The sequence below is a fragment of the Acidovorax sp. A1169 genome (genome assembly GCF_030704685.1).
Lineage (GTDB): Bacteria > Pseudomonadota > Gammaproteobacteria > Burkholderiales > Burkholderiaceae_C > Acidovorax.
In genome coordinates this window covers 1-17,333 of record NZ_JAUZDX010000041.1, presented here as the reverse complement: position 1 = coordinate 17,333, position 17,333 = coordinate 1, and the positions used below count along the sequence as shown (strand labels likewise).

Sequence of the window (17,333 nt, the reverse complement as noted above, 5' to 3'; positions counted from 1 at the left end):
CCGACATCAGGAACTACCCGGTTCTGCCGCGCAGACTCCTAGACTTCCTTTATCGGCCGAGGCTGTGTGAAAACGCGCGTGGGGCCCTCGGTTTGACGATCCGCTCAGAAATGGACCGCTCAGATCGCCCTACAACGCACGATCTCGATACGAGCAATGGTTGCAGTACCCCTGAAAGAGTCGTTTATCGACGTTTTCACATAGCCTCGGCCGATAGCGGAAGTCTAGCCCAGCGCTTCAACATGCGCCCGACAACGATGGTTGCTCAGCCGCCGACAAATGTGGGGTGTGCGTGTTGTCGAATTCGATACCAACAGTGCCGAACCGATATCCAAGAGCGCCGCACGACGCACTATTGTCAGACCGCCAGCCACCCCGCCCACGGCAGCGGCAGTGCAGTCGACCCACAGCAACTGGTTCTTCACCGCCCAACTCACCCCGGCATCCAGGCAGGCTTGAACGCCGCATGGAACCCGAACGGCACCACCTGCGGCAAATGCAGCGTGGCCAGGCACTGCATGCTGGCCGGGTCGATCACGCCGATCACCGTGCCATCGTCACCCTCGGCCAGCGTGGGCACCAGCAGCACGCCATCGTCCTCGGCGGTGGAGCCGGGGCGCTCCACGAACAGGGGCTCCAGCTGCACGGCATGCTCGCGCTGCCAGGTGCCGGCGATGCGGCCGCCGTCCAGGTCCAGCTTCACCGTGCGGTCGAACATGGGGGCCTTGTCATCGGGGTCAAAGCCTGCAAACCAGGCGTGTCGCGACTGCTGGTGCCCCCAGTAGGCGCCGTGCACGGCGGGCAGCTCCACGCTGGCGCCTTCGACCAGCGTCCTGGGCTGCGCGTCGCTGCGGCCGGGCTCCAGCCGGTAGCGCTGCACGCGGTGCTGCACGCCCACTGGCTGGCCGGCGCGCAGGCGGTCCAGCCGCAGCGCGCTGAAGATCTCGGGGCCATCGGTGGTGCACAGGTCCAGCACCAGGGTGGCGGGCGTGCGCCCGTCCTGGCTGGGCTCGTCCCACGCCTGCACGGCGTGGAAGCTGGCCATGGCCGGCACCGCCCAGCTGCGCACGCTGCCATCGGTGAGCGAGACGGCGTCGATGCGCGAGCCCATGGCCGCATTCCACTTGAAGTTGTCGATGAAGCCCTTGCCCGCCAGGGCCAGCTTGATGGCATTGACCCGCATGGCCGGCTGCCACACCAGCGCGTGCGTGGGCGTCATGGCAAAGGCATGCAGGTAGCCCGCCTGCCGCACCGACCAGCGCCCCACCACCTCGCGCCGCCGAGTGCCCGCCACGATCTTGAACAGCTTGTAGGTGCACTTGGGGCCCATCTCCACGCCCACGTTCCAGTAGGTGCCCTGCGCATCGGTCACGCCGTGCGCCGACATCACGTGGATCACCTCGGCGTCGTCGTACGCGATGCGCCCCGTGGTGGCCAGCGTGTCGGGGTCGAAGCTGGTGAGCAGCGGCGTCTCGGTCTGCGCCACCCACTGCGAGCCAATGCGCGCCATCACCACCGCCCCGTTGTCCGTCACGATCGGGTGGCGTAGGTTGCGCAGGCGCGAGAACAGGCCCGCCGGGTCGGCCGTGCCGAACGCACTGCGCGCCGGCTTGCGCGCCGCCAGGCTCTCGCGCAGGTCATCGGTCTGCAGGTAGCGGCTGCGGTAGGTGGCGCTGGCGCCCCCCACATCGCCCGGCGCCAGCCGCACCCGGTGCAGCATGGCCAGGCCATCGAACCAGTGCTCGTAGCTGCCATGCGGCAAGTCCCACAGCGCCGGGCCATTGAGCAGCAGGCTTCCGCCGATGAGCCATGGGGGGATCTGGCCGCGGATTTCGACCGGGGTGTCGGGGAGTTCGCGGGCGGTGGATTGGAGGCCGCGCAGGCGGCCCACGAGGTCGGATGGCGCTGGTGCTGCGGACTGGGTGGCGAGGGTCATGGGGTGTTGGTTGGACTGATTTTTTGGCGTCTCAGTACGCATGTGCGTCCATCATGGCCCAGGCTGGGCAAGGGCAGCAGGGAAAATTGACACGGGCTGGTTCGGCGCGAGCCGGACTTCGGCTGCCAGCAAGGGCTCCACCAAAGCGCCCCACAGACCACTGAACGCAAGGATGTTGTGGCCGTCCTGCCCCGCCTGCGTTGGGAGTGCGTGGAAGCTTCCCCGTCCTCCGGCAGCCACGAAAGCGTCGAAATTCCTGCGGCTATGGGCCAGGCTATAGAACGGGTCGTGGTCCGCGTAGAGCCAAAGTGTGGACCCGGCGAAGCCAGCGCCTCTCGTGGCAAGCCCGCCATTGATCTCGTCGGCCGTCTCCTGCTCATCCACCCAACCACCGACAAAATTGAGGATGCCCTTGAAAAGCCCCGGCCGGGCCCCCGCAGCAGCCAGCGCCAGAAAACCGCCACGGGAGTGTCCGCCGATCAGCAGGCGATCACGGTCCACATCGGGCCGCTCCAGCAGGTGCCCCACGGCGCATGCCACGTCGTGCAGGGCATGCTCGAAGCCTGCCAAAGCGCATTCGGTCCGATTGGAGTATCCCGACCCATCGGGCTCCAGGCCCTCGGCATACACACCGCCTGATTTGCCGCGCCCCCGGCGCTGGGGAAACACGACCATCCACCCACGGTCATTTAAGAACTTGGCCAGGGCCGGGCTGGTCGCGGTGGTGGTGAACGTGGCAGCGTCATTGCCCATGCCGGTAGAGCCATGGTTGAAGAGCAGTGTGGGGAAAGGTCCCGGGCCCAAGGGCTTGTATGTCACCATCTCCAGAAGGATGGGCCGCCCTTCCTGGTCCAGCGCCCCGGTGGGCAGATACTCGCTCGCCCGACATCCGCCAGCGTCCTGCTGCGTGAGCACACCGGCCATGCGGCCTGCTGCATCGCGCCAGAGAAGCTCCACCACATCCGGGTCCCGCATCCTGAAGTGGACGATGGCACCATCCGGCAGGTTTGCCTGGAGCTCGCCTTCGTGCCAGACGGCCCCTACCCGTTCGCTCTGCAACCCTCGGCGCGCCGAGGCGCGTACACATACGACGGTTGCGCCGCTCAACGACACCTTCTCGACAATCAGCCTGACGTCGCTTGTGCGCCCCTGGTCCGCCCATCCCGACCAGGCACCGCACCACGCGGTCATCGAGGCCGGCAGGCCGGGCGGGGGAGATTCAATGCACACGTCCGGCGGCACGATGACAGGCACCGTGCTCTCGGACGATTCCGGTTCGAGCGAGGCCATGTAGGCCGGCCATGCCGTCGCCACGCGTTCTTGATGGGGGTTGAACGTGGTCACAGGTGGGTCTTGCAAAGCGAAGCGCTACTCTACCCGCCCCCGCACCTGCCCCCTGAACCCCCAGTTGTTCTCCAACCCTACATTCACCGCCTTCCCGCCGTCCTCGAATTTCAGCGTGACCACGGTGACCTCGCCGTCCGCCACCGAGCGCGAGATGAGCTGGAACGATTGCGCATCGAGCCAGTGGCCCTTGATGGCGATGAGCGCGGGCCCCTGTGGGGCGGTGCGGTACTTGCCGTCCAGGCCCAGGGGGCCGGTGACGGGCTCGCGCGGCAGGTCGGGGCGGCTGCTGTCGAAGCTGACCTCGTAGCGCGGGTTGGCGGGCGTGAGGTCCAGCACCAGGCGCTGGATGCCCATGCCGTTGCGCTCCAGCAGCCAGGCCCTGCGCGAGATGGTGGCGGCCAGCTCGGGCGTGGTGATGGGGGTGGCGCTGGGCTTTTCGACCCCGGCGTCGCGGATGCGGGCGGCCAATTGGTCCTGCGCGGTGGCGTCGGCGGGCAGGGGCTCGCGCGAGCGCACGGCGGCGGTGATGTGGTCGATGAACGCGGGCAGCGGGTAGTTGCGCCGGCCGGTGACGGCGACGACCACGTCGATATCGGGCAGCACCACGATGAGCTGGCGGTTGAAGCCGGCCGTGAAGTAGGCGCGCTTGGACGGAATGCTCCACCAGCCGTTGGCGTATTTGAAGGCAGGTGCAGCGCTGCCAAAGCCCATGTCCACCACGGGATTGAAGACCTGCTCCACCCAGGCGGCGGGCAGCAGCTGGCGGCCGTTCCACTGGCCCCGGCGCAGGTAGAGGTACCCGATGCGCGCCATGTCGCGCGGGTGCAGGTACAGGCCCCAGCCGCCGACCTCCAGGCCCTGCGGGTCTTTGCGCCAGCGCACATCGGAGATGCCCAGGGGGCCGAACAGGCGCTTTTGCGCATAGGCCAGGGTGCTGCCGCCGGTCTTTTGCGCCAGGATGGCCGAGAGCAGGTGGGTGTTGCCGCTGTTGTAGTTGAAGCCCGCACCGGGCGCCTGGGCCATGGGGCGGTCGAGCACAAAGCCCTGCCAGTCGCGCGCGCGGCCCAGTTGCAGCATGGTCTCGGGCACAGCGTCGCTGAGCGGCTCGATCCAGCTCAGGCCCGAGGTCATGTCGAGCAGGTGGCCCAGGGTCATCGCCTTTTTGGCTGCGTCGGCGTTGGCAACCTTGCGGCCCTCAAAGAAGTCGAGCACGGGCGCATCGCGCGAGGCGATCAACCCGTCCTGGATGGCCATGCCGGTCAGCGTGGCGACAACGCCCTTGGTGGTGGAGTTGACGGCATGCTTGAGCCCCGCGCGGTAGGGGGCGTAGAAAGCCTCGGCCACTAGGCTGCCGTGGCGGGTGATGAGCAGGCTGTCCATGCCCTGCGCGGCGCCGAAGTCGACGAGCTTGGCCAGCGCGGCGGAGTCCATGCCTTGCGCCTCGGGCGTGCTCTCGGCCCAGTCGTCACCGGGCCAGAGGGTGGTGGCGGGGGTGGCAGCCGAAGTGGTGGCCGATGCAGCGGAGGATGCGGGCGCTGATGCGTCCTGAGCGGCCACGGTGAAGGGCGCTGCGGCGCTGGCCAGCAGCACGGCCGTGGCCTGTCGGCGGTTGATCGCTTCGGCTGCTGCTGATTTACCCGTCGCGTTGTCGTGCCTGTACATTGCCATCGCCATCGCCAGCCTCCCTCTGTGTGTGTTGCACAGGAATCATATGCGGGAGCCTATGCGTGCCTGGGCCCCCTTTTGGGGGACTGTTGGCGTTTTCCCACGGCGGGCAGCGGTGGTGGCACCAGGCCTTCGCACGCTGCGCGCAGCCACACCAGCACGGTGTTGAAGGCATCACCATCGTCCACGGCCGCGCGCGGCGCCATGAGCTGGTAGCAGCTGCCATCGGCCACAAAACCGCGCGGCGCGCACAGCACGCCGCTGGCCAGGTCGTCAGCCACCAGGGCCAGGGGGCCGATGGCCACGCCGGCACCGGCCACGGCGGCCTGCAGGCTTTGGTAGAAGTGCTCGAAGCGGATGGCGCGCGTGGGCTGCAGCGGTGTGCCGGCCAGCGCGGCCCAGCTGTCCCACGCGCCCGGCCGCGTGGCGGTGTGCAGCAGCACGCCCTGCAGCGCAGCACCTTGCTGCGGCCCGAGGGCGGCCGCCACATCGGGGCGGCACACGGGGCCGATGTGTTCGTGCACAAAGGGCTCGGCCACCACATCGTCGGCCAGCGCAAAGTCGTTGCGGCGGATGGCCAGGTCGATGCCATCGCGCTCGAAGTGCACCACGCCCCCGGCCGACACCAGGCGCAGCTCGCGCTCGCCCCCCACGGCGGCCTGCAACTGCGCCAGGCGCGGGATGAGCCAGCGGATCAGCAAGGTGGGCTCGCAAGACAGCACCAGCGGCCGGCCCGGCCCCGCCGCGCGGCGCGCACGGGCCAGGGCCGCGCGCAGGCGGTCCAGCGCGCCGGCCACATCCTCGGCCAGCACCTGGGCGGTGGGCGTGGGCACTACTGAGCGGCTGCTGCGCTGGAACAGGTCAAAGCCAAGCTCGCCCTCCAGCTCGCGCACGGCGCGGCTCACGGCACCGTCGGTCAGGTGCAGCTCGCGCGCGGCGCGCGACACGCTGCCATGGCGCACCGTGGCCTCGAAGGCGCGCAGGGCGGACAGCGGGGGCAGGCGGGTGTCTGGAGACATGGTTCCAATGATTGAGTTTTGCTCAATCATGCATGAGATCAAATCGATTTTCTCTTAGCGCTTCCCCAGGCACAGTGTCGGCATTGCATTGATCGAACCTCAACAAACCCGATGACAGCAGCGACAACGACTCACCCCCTGCCCCTGGGCATCACCATGGGCGACCCGGCGGGCATCGGCCCCGAGATCATTGCGAAGTGGGCAATAGGGGCGATGGGGGCCCTGGCGGGCAAGCGCCACATGCAGCCCTTTGTGGTGCTGGGCGACATGGGCGCCCTGCAGCGCGCGGCAGCCATGGTGGACGCACCGCTGCAGTTGCGTGCCGTGGGCGATGACCTGCATGGCGTGCACGAGGCCCTGCAACAAGGCGCCCTGCCCGTGCTGCAGGCCTGCGCACCGCTGCCGGCCGATCTGCCCATGGGCCGGGTGGACGCACGTGCCGGCGCCGCCGCCCATGCCTGCGTGCAGCGCGCCATCGACCTAGCGCTGGCGGGCCGGGTCGCCAGCATCGTGACCGCGCCGCTGCACAAGGAGGCGCTGCGCGCCGCAGGTGTGCGGCACCCCGGCCACACCGAGATGCTGGCCGAGCGGGCAGGCACCACCGATTTCGCGATGATGCTGGCCAATGGCGAGCTGCGGGTGCTGCTGGTGTCCATCCACCTGTCGCTGCGCGATGCGATTGCCGCCGTGACGCCCGAGAACGAGCTGCGCGCCATCCGCCTGGCGCACCGTGCCTGCCGCGCCTTCGGCATTGCAAGGCCGCGCGTGGCGGTGGCGGGGCTCAACCCGCATGCGGGCGAGGGCGGGCTGTTCGGCCATGAAGACCGCGAGGTCATCGCCCCGGCCATTGCGGCTGCGCGTGCCGAAGGCATCGACGCCACGGGCCCCTGGCCGGGGGACACGGTGTTCATGCGTGCGCGCCAGGGTGCGTTCGACATTGTGGTGGCGCAGTACCACGACCAAGGCCTGATCCCCGTGAAGTACCTGGGCGTGGACCAGGGTGTGAACATCACCGTGGGCCTGCCCTTCGTGCGCACCTCGGTGGACCATGGCACGGCCTTCGACATCGCGGGCACGGGCCGGGCCGATGCGGCCAGCCTGGGGCATGCGGTGGAGCAGGCTGTGGCTATGGTGGAGACAGCGGCGGTGCGACCGCCACCTGCCCCTCCATTGCCGCAGTTCATCTTCATGCTCACCCGGCACGACCAAACCATTGCCGACGCCCTGGAGCAGTTGCCCACGGTGCTGGCCGCCGGGGTGCGGCACATCGGCTTCAAGGACATCGGCCTGCCCTGGGCCGCGCTGCAGCGCCTGGCCGATGCCATCCGCGCGGGCGGCGCCGTGAGCTACCTGGAGGTGGTGAGCCAGGACGAGGCGAGCGAGCTCGCATCGGCCCGCGCCGCCATGGCGCTGGGGGTGGACGTGCTGATGGGCGGCACCCGGCCCGAGGCGGTGCTGCCGCTGCTGCGCGGCACCGCCATCCGCTATTACCCGTTTGCCGGCCAGGTGGCGGGACACCCGAGCGTGCTGCAGGGCACAGTGGCAGACATCGTGGCCAGCGCGCGCCGCATTGCCGCGCTGGAGGGCGTACATGGGCTGGACCTGCTGGCCTACCGCTTTCAGGGGGATTCAGGCGATGTGCCCGCGCTGATCGACGCCGTGTGCGCTGCGGTGGGCAAGCCGGTGGTGGTGGCCGGGTCCATCGACCGGGCTGAGCGCATCGCGGCCGTGGCGGCGGGCGGGGCAGCCGGCTTCACGGTGGGCACGGCGGCGCTGGACGGCGCATTTGCGGCAGACGGGCCAGGCCTTGGCGCTCAGCTGCGAACGATAGAAGGGTTGCTGGCGGACAAGACGGACGCGCCCAAGGAGACGACTGCCTGAACACCAGGGCTGCTGCAGCGCCTGCCAAAGCGGCGGGTGGCTGCGCAGGGCCAACCTTGGGCGCTAGGGCAGAGCGGTGGATGAGAGAATGCAACCCGCCATGGCACACCCAACCCCCACCGCATCCCCCTGCCTCTGCAAGGACCTGTCCGCATGAGCCTTGCGGATGTTGCCCTTCGCTTCGGTCCTGCGGAATACGCGGCCCTGCTTACACTGCTGTTGGCTGCCGTCAGTGCTGCGGCAATCCAGCCCCTGCAACGCAGCGCAGGCATGGCCGTCATGGGACTGCTGTTGGGCACGCTGGGCGAGGACGACTGGGGCCATGTACGCAACCTCCCTGGCCTGTCGCTGGAGCCCGAAACCCTGGCCGTACTGGTGACCTGCGTGGCGATATTCGCACTGGTGGTGCCGCAGATCGCACGGCATGCGCAGGCTGCGGCCGCTCAGGCGCCGCAGCCAGCACGGGCACAGGGCCGCGCTGCGGCATGGTGGAATACGCTCTACCAGTGCCTGGGCTTCTGGCCCGCATCGGGGGCCTTGCTCGTCACTTCAGGCGCATGGGCACGTCCCAGCGCCTGGGCAGGCTCCTTGGCCACTGCGTGGTGCGGCCTGATGCTGGCGTGGTACGGACTGCCGCCAGAGCTGTTCGGCATGTGCGCACTGGTGGCCTTGGCGGGCCTGGTGTGCCTGCAGCTCGATTGCCCGGTTGTGCCCCTCATGGCAGGCATGCTGGCATCGCCGGTGCTTGAGCAGAATTTTCAGCGCAGCCTGCTGCTGACCCAGGGCGATTGGCTGCCGGTGCTGCAGCGGCCATTGACAGCCAGTATGCTGAGCCTGGCCTTGCTGCTGTTGGCAGGACGCGCATGGCTGCAGTGGCGCAATGGATTGGCAAGGGCTCTGCCGTAAAAGTGCCTGGGCAGGGCTGACAAGACACAAAGCGGGCAGCGCACCACCGCGCGCTCGAACCAGGGCCAGGGCCTATTGCCCGGGAATGCCCGCCTGCTGGATCACATCGCCCCAGCGCTTGATCTCGCGCGCAAAGAAGTCGGCCTGCGCCTGGGGCGTGCCGCCGCTGGCCTGCACGCCCAGTTGCAACAGCCGGGCCTTGACCTCGGGCGCGTTGAGCGCGGCATTGGTCGCCTTGTTCAGGCGCGCAATGACGTCCGGCGGCGTGCCGGCCGGGGCGGCAAAGGCGTTCCACGAGGCCACGTTGAACTGGGGCGCGCCGCTCTCGGCCACGGTGGGGACGTTGGGCAGCGCGGGCGAGCGCTTCTCGCCCATCACGGCCATGGCGTTGAGCGTGTTGCCCGAGATCTGCGCCAGCACCGGCGCCAGAATCTCAACGCCCGCATCCACCTGCTCGCCCAGCAGCGCGCTGACCACGGCCGAGGTGCTGTTGAACGGCACGATGGCCACGTCGATGCCCAGGCTGCGCTTGAACAGCTCGGCCGCCAGGTGCTGGGTGCTGCCGATGTTGATGGTGCCGATGTTGAGCTTGCCGGGGTTGGCCCGGGCATAGGCCAGCAGCGCAGCGATGTCCTTGAAGCGCGACTTGGCGCCCGTGACCAGGGCAATGTCGAAGGTGCCCAGCATGGACACCGGGGTGAAGCTCTTGACCGGATCGAACGGCAAGCTTTTGAACAGGCCCGCACTCACTGCATTGCCGTTGGACATGAGCAGCAGCGTGCGGCCATCGGGCGCCGCCTTGGCCACCGTGTCGGCGGCGACGATGCCGCCCGCGCCGGGCTTGTTGTCCACCACGATGGGCTGGCCCGTGGTCTCTGTCATCTTCTGCGCCACCGTGCGCGCCGTGAGGTCGGCCACGCCACCGGGGCCAAAGGGCACGACCAGGCGGATGGGGCGCTTGTCGGCTTGCGCAACGGTCTGTGCGGCCACACCCATGCAAGCGGTCGCGGCGGCAAGCAGCAGGATGGCCCGGCGCACCGACAGGCGGCCCAAGAAGGAAGGGAAAGTCATGCTGCGTACTATGACAAAAACAGAATTTTCCTGCCATCCAGCCCTTCCACTGGGAGCTATGCCCCGTCGGCATGGGTGGTTCCTTACCTCGCCCCGGGGATACTGGCGCGGGCGATACCATTGCAGGCTCTGACATTTGCATTTGCCACGAGCGCCCTGCCATGAAAAACGCCACCGAATTCGCCCCCGGCCTTGTTGTCCAGGGCATAGCCGCCCCGCTGTCCCTGTCGAGCTACAAGCTGATCGCCTTCGACATGGACTCCACCCTGATCAACATCGAGTGCGTGGACGAGATCGCCGACGCCGCCGGCCGCAAGGCCGAGGTGGCCGCCATCACCGAGGCGGCCATGCAGGGCATCATCACCGACTACAAGGAGAGCCTGCGCCAGCGCGTGGCCCTGCTCAAGGGCGTGACCGTGGCGCACATGGAGCAGGTGTTCAGCGAGCGCCTGCGCTTCAACCCTGGCGCCAAGGAATTGGTCACCGCCGCCAAGGCCGCAGGCCTGACCACGCTGCTGGTATCGGGCGGCTTCACCTTCTTTGCCGACCGCGTGAAGGCGGGCCTGGGCATTGATTTCGCACGCTCCAACATGCTGGAGGTGCAGGATGGCCTGCTCACCGGCCGCATGCTGGACCAGGCCTGGGGCGACATCTGCGACGGTGCCGAAAAGCGCCGCACGCTGCTGGAAGTGGCCTCGCTCATGGGCATTGACCCATCGCAGGCGATTGCCGTGGGCGACGGCGCCAACGACCTGCCCATGATGGGCGCGGCCGGACTCTCGGTGGCCTACCACGCCAAGCCCGCCGTGCGCGCGCAGGCCAAAGTCGCAATCAACGAAGGTGGCCTAGACAGGCTGCTGGAAGTGCTGCGCTGATCGCCACAGCCCTGCCCCTTCGCGCCTTGCAATCGCTGCGCCAGGGCTGGCGCCAGCACCTGGGCACCTTGCTGCTGGCCGTGCTGGTGGTGGCCGGCGTGGATGCCTGGCGCACGCGCGACCTGCCGAGCGGGCCGGCACCGGATGCTGCCATCACCCTGGCCGATGGCAGCACCACCACGCTGGACCAATGGCGCGCACGGCACCCTGGCCGCGCCGTGGCCCTGCACTTCTGGGCCGACTGGTGCCCGGTGTGCAAGCTCGAAGAGCCCTCCGTTGCGGCCCTATCGGCCGACTGGCCCGTGCTGGGCATTGCCATGCAGTCCGGCCCCGCCGCCCGCGTGGCCCAGGTGCAGCGCCAGCGCGGCATGCCCTGGCCCACGGCGGTGGACCCGCAGGCCGAGCTGTCACGCGCCTGGGGTGTGCGCGTGGTGCCGGCGCTCGTGGTGATCGACGCCCAGGGCCAGGTGCGCTTTGCCACCACGGGCTACACGCCCGGCTGGGGCATGCGCTGGCGGCTGTGGTGGGCGCAGGTGCTGCCGCGGTGGAGCGCCTTGGCGGGCTGATGAGCCGGGTGGCGGGTCAGCGGGGCACCAGGTCGGCCATCTGCCGCGCCTCTTCCTGCACCCACTCCATGAAGGCCAGTTGACCCGGCGTGCCCGGGCGGTCCTTGTCGGTGCACAGAAAGTAGCCGCGCGCGGTCGAGACCGGCAGGTCGAAGGGGATCACCAGTTCGCCGCTTTGCAGCTCGCGCTCGATCAGGCAGGGCTGGGTGATGGCGATACCCACACCCTCCTTGGCCGCAAAGATCAGGTTCATGCTCAGGTCGTAGCCGGGGCCGAGTTTCAGCTCTCGCTGCAGGCCAGCGGCGTTGGCCCAGCGTGCCCAGTTGTCAGGGAAGTTGGTGTGGTGCAGCAGCACCTCGCGCGCGAGGTCGGCCGGGCGCTTGAGGCGCGGCGCCACCTGCGGAGCACACACGGGAATGATGTCGCGCCCCATCAGGTACGTGGCCTGCAGTCGCGCGGGCCAGCGGCGGCGTGGGCGCTTGACGTCAATCCATACATCCACGTCGTCGCGGCTGAAATCCTCGTCATGGCGAAACTGGCGCATCTCGATATCGAGCCCCGGCTGCCGCGCCTGGAAGCGCGGCAGCCGCGGCAGCAGCCACTTGGTGCCCAGCGTGGGGATGACCGACAGGCGCAGCGTGCCCGGCGCGCGCGGCGCAACGAACAGCGCCGTGGCCGATTCGAGCGCCATCACATGCCGCTCGGTCAGTTGGCGCAGCTGCCGCCCGCGCTCGCTGAGCAGCACGCCCTGGGGCGAGCGCTCGAACAATCGGCAGTCGCCCAGGTGCTGCTCCAGCCGCTGCACGGCACGGCTCACGGCCGCCTGGGTCACGCACAGGTCCTCGGCCGCCTGGCGAAAACTGCCCAGCCGGCACACGGCCAGAAAGGCATGGAGTTCGACCAGGGAGGGGGAGCGCAGTTTCATGGATGCGGAACGGAAGGGTGATGACATTGTGTCATCACGGACCACGATTTTGTCGTTTGATGCACGCGCTGGCAATGCCTAGCATTCGCCCATCACCACCCACTGCCCGACACCACCATGACACTCGACCGCCGCCAGTTCCTCACCTCCACCGCCGCCGGCCTGGCACTGCCAGCCTTTGCGGCCGATGCGCCCTACCCCACCCGCGCCATCAACCTCGTGGTGCCATTCACGCCCGGCGGTTCGGTCGATGTCTCGGGCCGGCTCATCGCCGACCGCCTGGCGCGCAGCCTGGGCCAGCCCGTGGTGGTGGACAACCGCGGCGGCGCGGGCGGCGCCATCGGCTCGACCTACGTCGCCAAGGCCGCGCCCGATGGCTATACGCTGATCGTGACCTCGCAAAGCACCCACGTGGTCAACCCCGCGATGAACCCCAAGCTTCCTTACGACGCAGTGAAGGACTTCGCGCCCATCACCCTCATCAGCCGCCTGGCCAATGTGCTGGTGATCAACGCAGGCCTGCCGATCAGGACCTTCGACGAGCTGGTGAAGTACGCGCGCGCCAACCCCACCGCGCTCAACTACGCCAGTGCGGGCACGGGCTCGGTGTCGCACCTGAGCATGGAGCTCTTGAAGAGCCAGACGAAGATCCCCATGACGCACATCCCCTACCGCGGCGCGGGCGTGGCGCTCAACGACCTGCTCAGCGGCCAGATCCAGCTGACGTGGAACAACCTCTCGTCCAACCTGTCCAACATCCTGAACGGCAAGCTGCGCGCCCTGGCCGTGGCAGCACCCGCGCGCGTGCCGCAGCTGCCCGACGTGCCGACCTTTGCCGAGCTCAAGCTTCCCGACCTGAACCTGACCTCGTGGAACGGCCTGGCCGCACCGGCGGGCACGCCCGACGCCATCGTGCACAAGCTCTATGCGGCCACGCGCAAGATCGTGACCGACCCGGCCAACCAGGCCGTGTGGGTGGACAAGGGCATGATGGTGCCCCAGGATATCAACCCTGCGGCCTACCGCAAGGAGATCGCGGAGCGCATCGCGTTCTACCAGCGCATTGCCCGGGACAACAAGATCCAGCTGGACTCCAATTGATGATGACGACGACGAACCTGCTGCCTGGGCTGACCCGCATCGACGACCTGGCGCCCCAGCACGACGAACTGGCCGGCTGGCGCCGCCACATCCACCAGCACCCGGAGCTGGCCTTTGCCGAGCACCGCACCGCCGACTTCGTGGCCGGCAAGCTGCAGCAATGGGGCTATGAGGTCACCCGCGGCATCGGCCAGACCGGCCTGGTCGCGCAGTTGCGCGTGGGCAGCGGCAGCCAGCGCCTGGGCCTGCGCGCTGACATGGACGCCCTGCCGATCCAGGAGGAAACCGGCCTGCCCTACGCCAGCAGCGTGCCCGGCTGCATGCACGCCTGCGGGCACGACGGCCACACCGCCATGCTGCTGGGCGCAGCAAGGCACCTGGCGGCCACACGGCGCTTCAGTGGCACCTTGAACCTGATCTTTCAGCCCGCGGAGGAGCGCGGCTTCGACAGCGGCGCCAAGGCCATGGTGGCCGATGGGCTTTTTGCGCGATTTCCGTGCGACATGGTGTTTGCCATGCACAACCACCCGGGCGCGCCGCAGGGCCACTTCCTCATGCGGCCCGGCCCTTTTCTGGCCGCCGGGGACCGGGTGTTCATCACCATCACCGGCGTGGGCGGCCATGCCGCGCGGCCCCACCTGGCGGTGGACCCGCTGGTGGCGGCCGCCGCCACCGTGATGGCGCTGCAGACCGTGGTCTCGCGCAATGTGGACCCCAACGAATCGGCCGTGGTCACCGTGGGCCGTCTGCGCTCGGGCGACGCGCTCAACGTGATCCCGGGCGAGGCCGAGATCGGTGTCAGCGTGCGCTCGTTCAGCGCCGCCGTGCGCGCCCTGCTCAGGGAGCGCATCACCGCCCTGGTGCACGCCACGGCCGAGGGCTATGGCGCGAAGGCCGAGATCCGCTACATCGAAGGCTACCCGGTGCTGGAGAACGATGCCGCCGCCGTGGCCCTGGCCGGCGAGGTGGCCACCGAACTGGTGGGCAGCGAGCGGGTGGAGCGCGATTTCACACGCATGATGGGCAGCGAAGATTTCGCCTACATGCTGCAGGCCTGCCCCGGTGCGCTGCTGCGCATCGGCAACGGGCCGTCGGAGGGCGGGCGCGGGCTGCACAACCCGCGCTACGATTTCAACGACGGAAACCTGCCGGTGGGGGCTGCGTTCTGGAGCCGGCTGGCGGAGCGATTCTTGGCCTGAATCACCACACCGCCGCGCACAACGCCTCAGGCGGGGCGTTGCTCCGCCACGCGCTTCATCGCCTCGTCCATCGCCACCGTCAGCGCCAGTGCCGACTCCTTGTTGGCGGTAGCATCGGGCGGCAGCACGATGGGCGGCCCGAAGGTGATGCGGATGCGCGGGCGGGTGAAGAAGTGGCTGGCGCGGATCTCGCCCGGCCCGTCGTAGTGCGCGGGCACGATCTGGCCCTTGGCGCGCAGCGCAATGGTGGCGGCGCCGCGCTTGGCCTCGGGGTTCTCGGCGTTGCGCGTGCCGCCCGGGAAGATCAGCACCAGCTGGCCCGCCTGCACCAGCGAGACCACCTGGCGGATGGTGGCCGTGGTGGGGCTGCCCCGGTCCACCGGGAAGCCGCCGCCCGAACTGACGAACCAGGCACCCAGCTTGGTCTCGAACAGCTCCTTCTTGGCCATCTGGTGCAGCTTGCGCGGCAAGGCGGCATAGCCCACCCACAGCGGGTCCGACCAGCCCACGTGGTTGCACACCACGATCTTGCCGCCCGGCCCGTCCAGGTGCTCGGCCCCCGTCACCGTGACCCGGGCCACCCGGGACATGAGGACCCGCAGGATGCGAACGAAAAGGTTGGGCTTTTGCAAGGCGGGGGATGCAGAAGCGGAATCCGAAGAAGGTGTGGCGGTGGTCATTGACAGGAGTGGCGGTCGGGAAGGCGCATGGGCGGCGGCTGGTTGGGGGCCGCCTGCCATGGGAATGATAAGCCCGTGTGACAGCCGACCCTGGGGGAATCCCTTAAGAGCGGCCAACAAAGCTCTTCTGGCGTCGTTGCTGCGTCTTGTCGTCCCGGATGGAAGGGGTGGCACCCATGGCGGAAGCGACCGATCTAAGGTGTCTTGGCTGCGGCGCTGGCGCAGCAGGTGCTCCCACCGGGGTGCCAGGGCATCAAGCTGCAGCGCCCAGCAGTTCCTCGGCACACGCAATGCTGCCATGCTCCAGCGCACCCGCACCCCAGGCCTGCAGCCGCACCGCATAGCGCACCGCCTCCCCGGCCAGTTCCGCCGCACCCATCTTCCCGGCCCGGTACACCAGAAACGGCTCGGCCCAGGGCAGGCCGCAGCGGTGGGCCGTGGCGTGCAGGGGGTGCAGCAGATCGGCCAGCGGGAACAGGTTCTGGCCCGTGGGCGTGTACGCCTCGGGCACATTGCCTGCCGTGGCAACCACCAGCAGGGGCGTGCCTTCCAGATGGCGGCCTTCACTCGCGTAGGCCATGTAGTACATGCGGGTCAGCACCGCGTCCTGCCAGGCCTTGAGCAGGGGCGGGGTCGCATACCACTGCACGGGGAACTGCAGCACCACGCGGCGGGCGCTGAGCAGGCGGCGCACTTCGGCATCCACGTCGATGGCGCTGCCCTCGGGGTACTGCGCGGCCACATCGACCACCTGCACACCGGGGAGTGCGGCGGCGGCATCGGCCAGGGCGCGGTTGGTGGTGGACTGGGCAAGGCGCGGGTGGAACAGCAGCACCAGGGTATCGATGCTGCGGACGGGGGCGGCGGTGGTGGTGGTATCGGTCATCAAAGCTCCTGTTGGTGGGTGGATGCCCCAAGGATGCGATCCGGACGATAATTAATCCAACGGATATTTTGTATATCAATTCATTGATTTCATGAATCTACGAGGCATAGACCTGAACCTGCTGGTGGTGCTGCAGGCCCTGCTGGACGAGGCGCATGTGACGCGCGCGGCCGAGCGGCTGGGCCTGTCGCAGCCGGCCATGTCGAACGCGCTGGAGCGCTGCCGCCACCTGTTCGGCGACCCGCTGCTGGAGCGCGCCAAGGGCGGCATGCGCCTCACGCCCAAGGCCGAGGCCCTGCGCGAACCCCTGTCGCGCCTGCTGGCCGATGCGGCGCGCGTGATCGACCCGCACCCCCAGGTGGACCTGGCCACTCTGCGCCAGACGGTGCGCATCGTCATGGCCGACTACCCGGCCGTGATGGTGGTCGGCCCGCTGCACGCGCGGCTGGCGGCCAGCGCGCCGGGCATCAACCTGGTGGTGGAGCCCTGGCACGGCGCGGCCGATGCGCTCGACGCGATGGCGCGCGGACGGCTGGACCTGGCCGTGTCGGTCTTCCCGGCTGTGGAGGCGTCGTTCCACCGCGAGGAACTGCTGCACGAGCAGTACGCCGTGTGCATGCGCGCGGGGCACCCGGCGGCGAAGGACTTCAACCTGGAGCGCTGGCTGCAGTACCCGCACGTGCTGGTCTCGGGCCGCGGCGAGACGCGCGGCGCGCTGGACCAGGCGCTGCTGGCCTTGCAGCGCACACGCCGCGTGGGCGTGGTGGTGCCGAGCTTTCTGCTGGTGCCACCGCTGCTGGCCAGCTCGGACCTGATCGCCATGGTGCCGCGACGCTGCCTGCGGCCGGTTGCCGGCGGCGTTGGTGTTGGTGGCGACAGCAGCAGCCCGTTTGGCGGCCTGGCGGTGTTCGAGCCGCCGATCGCCATCGAGGGCTTTGCGCTGCACTTGGCCTGGCATGCGCGGCGGCAGCAGGATGCGGGGGTGCGGTTTGTGGCGGGTGTGGTGGGGGAGTTGTTGCGGGGGTGATCTTGGCCCGGTGATCGCCTGCACCGTTTCGCGGATTGTGTTCATGGTGGTCGTATGCCGTCGAACGGGCGTTCGGCGGGCTGGGGCGGTGGTGATGGCGTGCCTGTGCTGAGGGCGGAGGCCGGGTCTCGGCCCGGCGGCCGAGGCACTTGTTCTTTGCTTCGCCAAAGAAAAGTGCCCAAAAGAAAGGCGACCCCGCTGCCCGTGTCCCCCTCGCCAGCGGCGAGGGGGCAGCCTGCGATGCTCGGG

Annotated in this window: 15 protein-coding genes; 7 read left to right on the top strand and 8 right to left on the bottom strand. The window is 68.9% G+C overall.

The annotated features are described in order from the left end of the window. Positions 1–433 precede the first annotated feature (433 nt). Genes QYL93_RS31225 through QYL93_RS31210 form a run of 4 tightly spaced genes read right to left on the bottom strand, consistent with a single transcriptional unit; the run spans position 434 to position 5,967 of the window. On the bottom strand, positions 434–1,936 hold the full coding sequence (locus QYL93_RS31225; protein WP_305747321.1) for a carotenoid oxygenase family protein: 1,503 nt from the start codon (positions 1,934–1,936) through the stop codon (positions 434–436). A gap of 51 nt (positions 1,937–1,987) precedes the next feature. Next, positions 1,988–3,280: a S9 family peptidase gene (locus tag QYL93_RS31220; protein WP_305747320.1), complete on the bottom strand. Its 1,293-nt coding sequence runs from the start codon at positions 3,278–3,280 to the stop codon at positions 1,988–1,990. A gap of 24 nt (positions 3,281–3,304) precedes the next feature. Continuing rightward, complete coding sequence (locus QYL93_RS31215) at positions 3,305–4,957, bottom strand: serine hydrolase (RefSeq protein WP_305747319.1); 1,653 nt, start codon at positions 4,955–4,957, stop codon at positions 3,305–3,307. 47 nt (positions 4,958–5,004) lie between these two features. Beyond that, entirely contained in the window at positions 5,005–5,967 is a 963-nt protein-coding gene (locus QYL93_RS31210; protein WP_305747318.1) for a LysR family transcriptional regulator, read from the bottom strand. Between the two features lie 111 nt (positions 5,968–6,078). On the opposite strand from QYL93_RS31210, the gene pdxA reads away from it, so the two are divergent. Further along, positions 6,079–7,848, top strand: coding sequence for a 4-hydroxythreonine-4-phosphate dehydrogenase PdxA (gene pdxA / locus QYL93_RS31205; protein WP_305747317.1), 1,770 nt, complete (start codon positions 6,079–6,081; stop codon positions 7,846–7,848). Between the two features lie 153 nt (positions 7,849–8,001). Continuing rightward, a complete protein-coding gene (locus QYL93_RS31200; protein WP_305747316.1) occupies positions 8,002–8,754 on the top strand; it encodes a tripartite tricarboxylate transporter permease in 753 nt (250 codons plus the stop codon). Positions 8,755–8,826: 72 nt separating this feature from the next. On the opposite strand, the gene QYL93_RS31195 is transcribed toward QYL93_RS31200, so the two are convergent. After that, positions 8,827–9,825, bottom strand: coding sequence for a tripartite tricarboxylate transporter substrate binding protein (locus QYL93_RS31195; RefSeq protein ID WP_305747315.1), 999 nt, complete (start codon positions 9,823–9,825; stop codon positions 8,827–8,829). A gap of 161 nt (positions 9,826–9,986) precedes the next feature. On the opposite strand from QYL93_RS31195, the gene serB reads away from it, so the two are divergent. Both serB and QYL93_RS31185 read left to right on the top strand, forming a co-directional pair. Continuing rightward, entirely contained in the window at positions 9,987–10,700 is a 714-nt protein-coding gene (gene serB / locus QYL93_RS31190; protein ID WP_305747314.1) for a phosphoserine phosphatase SerB, read from the top strand. Positions 10,701–10,726: 26 nt separating this feature from the next. After that, positions 10,727–11,266 carry a redoxin domain-containing protein gene (locus tag QYL93_RS31185; protein ID WP_305747313.1) on the top strand — a complete coding sequence of 180 codons (540 nt, stop codon included), beginning with the start codon at positions 10,727–10,729 and terminating at the stop codon, positions 11,264–11,266. Positions 11,267–11,282: 16 nt separating this feature from the next. Here the strand turns inward: QYL93_RS31185 and QYL93_RS31180 are convergent, their stop codons facing one another. Further along, positions 11,283–12,191 carry a LysR substrate-binding domain-containing protein gene (locus QYL93_RS31180; RefSeq protein WP_305747312.1) on the bottom strand — a complete coding sequence of 303 codons (909 nt, stop codon included), beginning with the start codon at positions 12,189–12,191 and terminating at the stop codon, positions 11,283–11,285. A gap of 117 nt (positions 12,192–12,308) precedes the next feature. On the opposite strand from QYL93_RS31180, the gene QYL93_RS31175 reads away from it, so the two are divergent. After that, positions 12,309–13,292, top strand: coding sequence for a tripartite tricarboxylate transporter substrate binding protein (locus tag QYL93_RS31175; RefSeq protein ID WP_305747311.1), 984 nt, complete (start codon positions 12,309–12,311; stop codon positions 13,290–13,292). A gap of 2 nt (positions 13,293–13,294) precedes the next feature. After that, a complete protein-coding gene (locus QYL93_RS31170; RefSeq protein WP_305747310.1) occupies positions 13,295–14,491 on the top strand; it encodes a M20 aminoacylase family protein in 1,197 nt (398 codons plus the stop codon). A 26-nt stretch (positions 14,492–14,517) separates the two neighbouring features. Here the strand turns inward: QYL93_RS31170 and QYL93_RS31165 are convergent, their stop codons facing one another. Further along, entirely contained in the window at positions 14,518–15,171 is a 654-nt protein-coding gene (locus QYL93_RS31165; RefSeq protein ID WP_305747309.1) for a 1-acyl-sn-glycerol-3-phosphate acyltransferase, read from the bottom strand. Positions 15,172–15,424: 253 nt separating this feature from the next. Then, complete coding sequence (locus QYL93_RS31160; RefSeq protein ID WP_305747308.1) at positions 15,425–16,057, bottom strand: NAD(P)H-dependent oxidoreductase; 633 nt, start codon at positions 16,055–16,057, stop codon at positions 15,425–15,427. Positions 16,058–16,148: 91 nt separating this feature from the next. On the opposite strand from QYL93_RS31160, the gene QYL93_RS31155 reads away from it, so the two are divergent. After that, positions 16,149–17,084, top strand: a complete 936-nt coding sequence (locus QYL93_RS31155; RefSeq protein ID WP_305747307.1) for a LysR family transcriptional regulator — start codon at positions 16,149–16,151, stop codon at positions 17,082–17,084. The last annotated feature ends 249 nt before the right edge of the window (positions 17,085–17,333 follow it).

Bases quoted from the DNA above. Each gene is read 5' to 3' on its own strand.
- QYL93_RS31225 (WP_305747321.1), bottom strand. From the start codon at position 1,936: ATGACCCTCGCCACCCAGTCCGCAGCACCAGCGCCATCCGACCTCGTG.
- QYL93_RS31215 (WP_305747319.1), bottom strand. From the start codon at position 4,957: ATGGCGATGGCAATGTACAGGCACGACAACGCGACGGGTAAATCAGCA.
- QYL93_RS31210 (WP_305747318.1), bottom strand. From the start codon at position 5,967: ATGTCTCCAGACACCCGCCTGCCCCCGCTGTCCGCCCTGCGCGCCTTC.
- pdxA (WP_305747317.1), top strand. From the start codon at position 6,079: ATGACAGCAGCGACAACGACTCACCCCCTGCCCCTGGGCATCACCATG.
- QYL93_RS31200 (WP_305747316.1), top strand. From the start codon at position 8,002: ATGAGCCTTGCGGATGTTGCCCTTCGCTTCGGTCCTGCGGAATACGCG.
- QYL93_RS31195 (WP_305747315.1), bottom strand. From the start codon at position 9,825: ATGACTTTCCCTTCCTTCTTGGGCCGCCTGTCGGTGCGCCGGGCCATC.
- serB (WP_305747314.1), top strand. From the start codon at position 9,987: ATGAAAAACGCCACCGAATTCGCCCCCGGCCTTGTTGTCCAGGGCATA.
- QYL93_RS31180 (WP_305747312.1), bottom strand. From the start codon at position 12,191: ATGAAACTGCGCTCCCCCTCCCTGGTCGAACTCCATGCCTTTCTGGCC.
- QYL93_RS31175 (WP_305747311.1), top strand. From the start codon at position 12,309: ATGACACTCGACCGCCGCCAGTTCCTCACCTCCACCGCCGCCGGCCTG.
- QYL93_RS31170 (WP_305747310.1), top strand. From the start codon at position 13,295: ATGACGACGACGAACCTGCTGCCTGGGCTGACCCGCATCGACGACCTG.
- QYL93_RS31165 (WP_305747309.1), bottom strand. From the start codon at position 15,171: ATGACCACCGCCACACCTTCTTCGGATTCCGCTTCTGCATCCCCCGCC.
- QYL93_RS31160 (WP_305747308.1), bottom strand. From the start codon at position 16,057: ATGACCGATACCACCACCACCGCCGCCCCCGTCCGCAGCATCGATACC.
- QYL93_RS31155 (WP_305747307.1), top strand. From the start codon at position 16,149: ATGAATCTACGAGGCATAGACCTGAACCTGCTGGTGGTGCTGCAGGCC.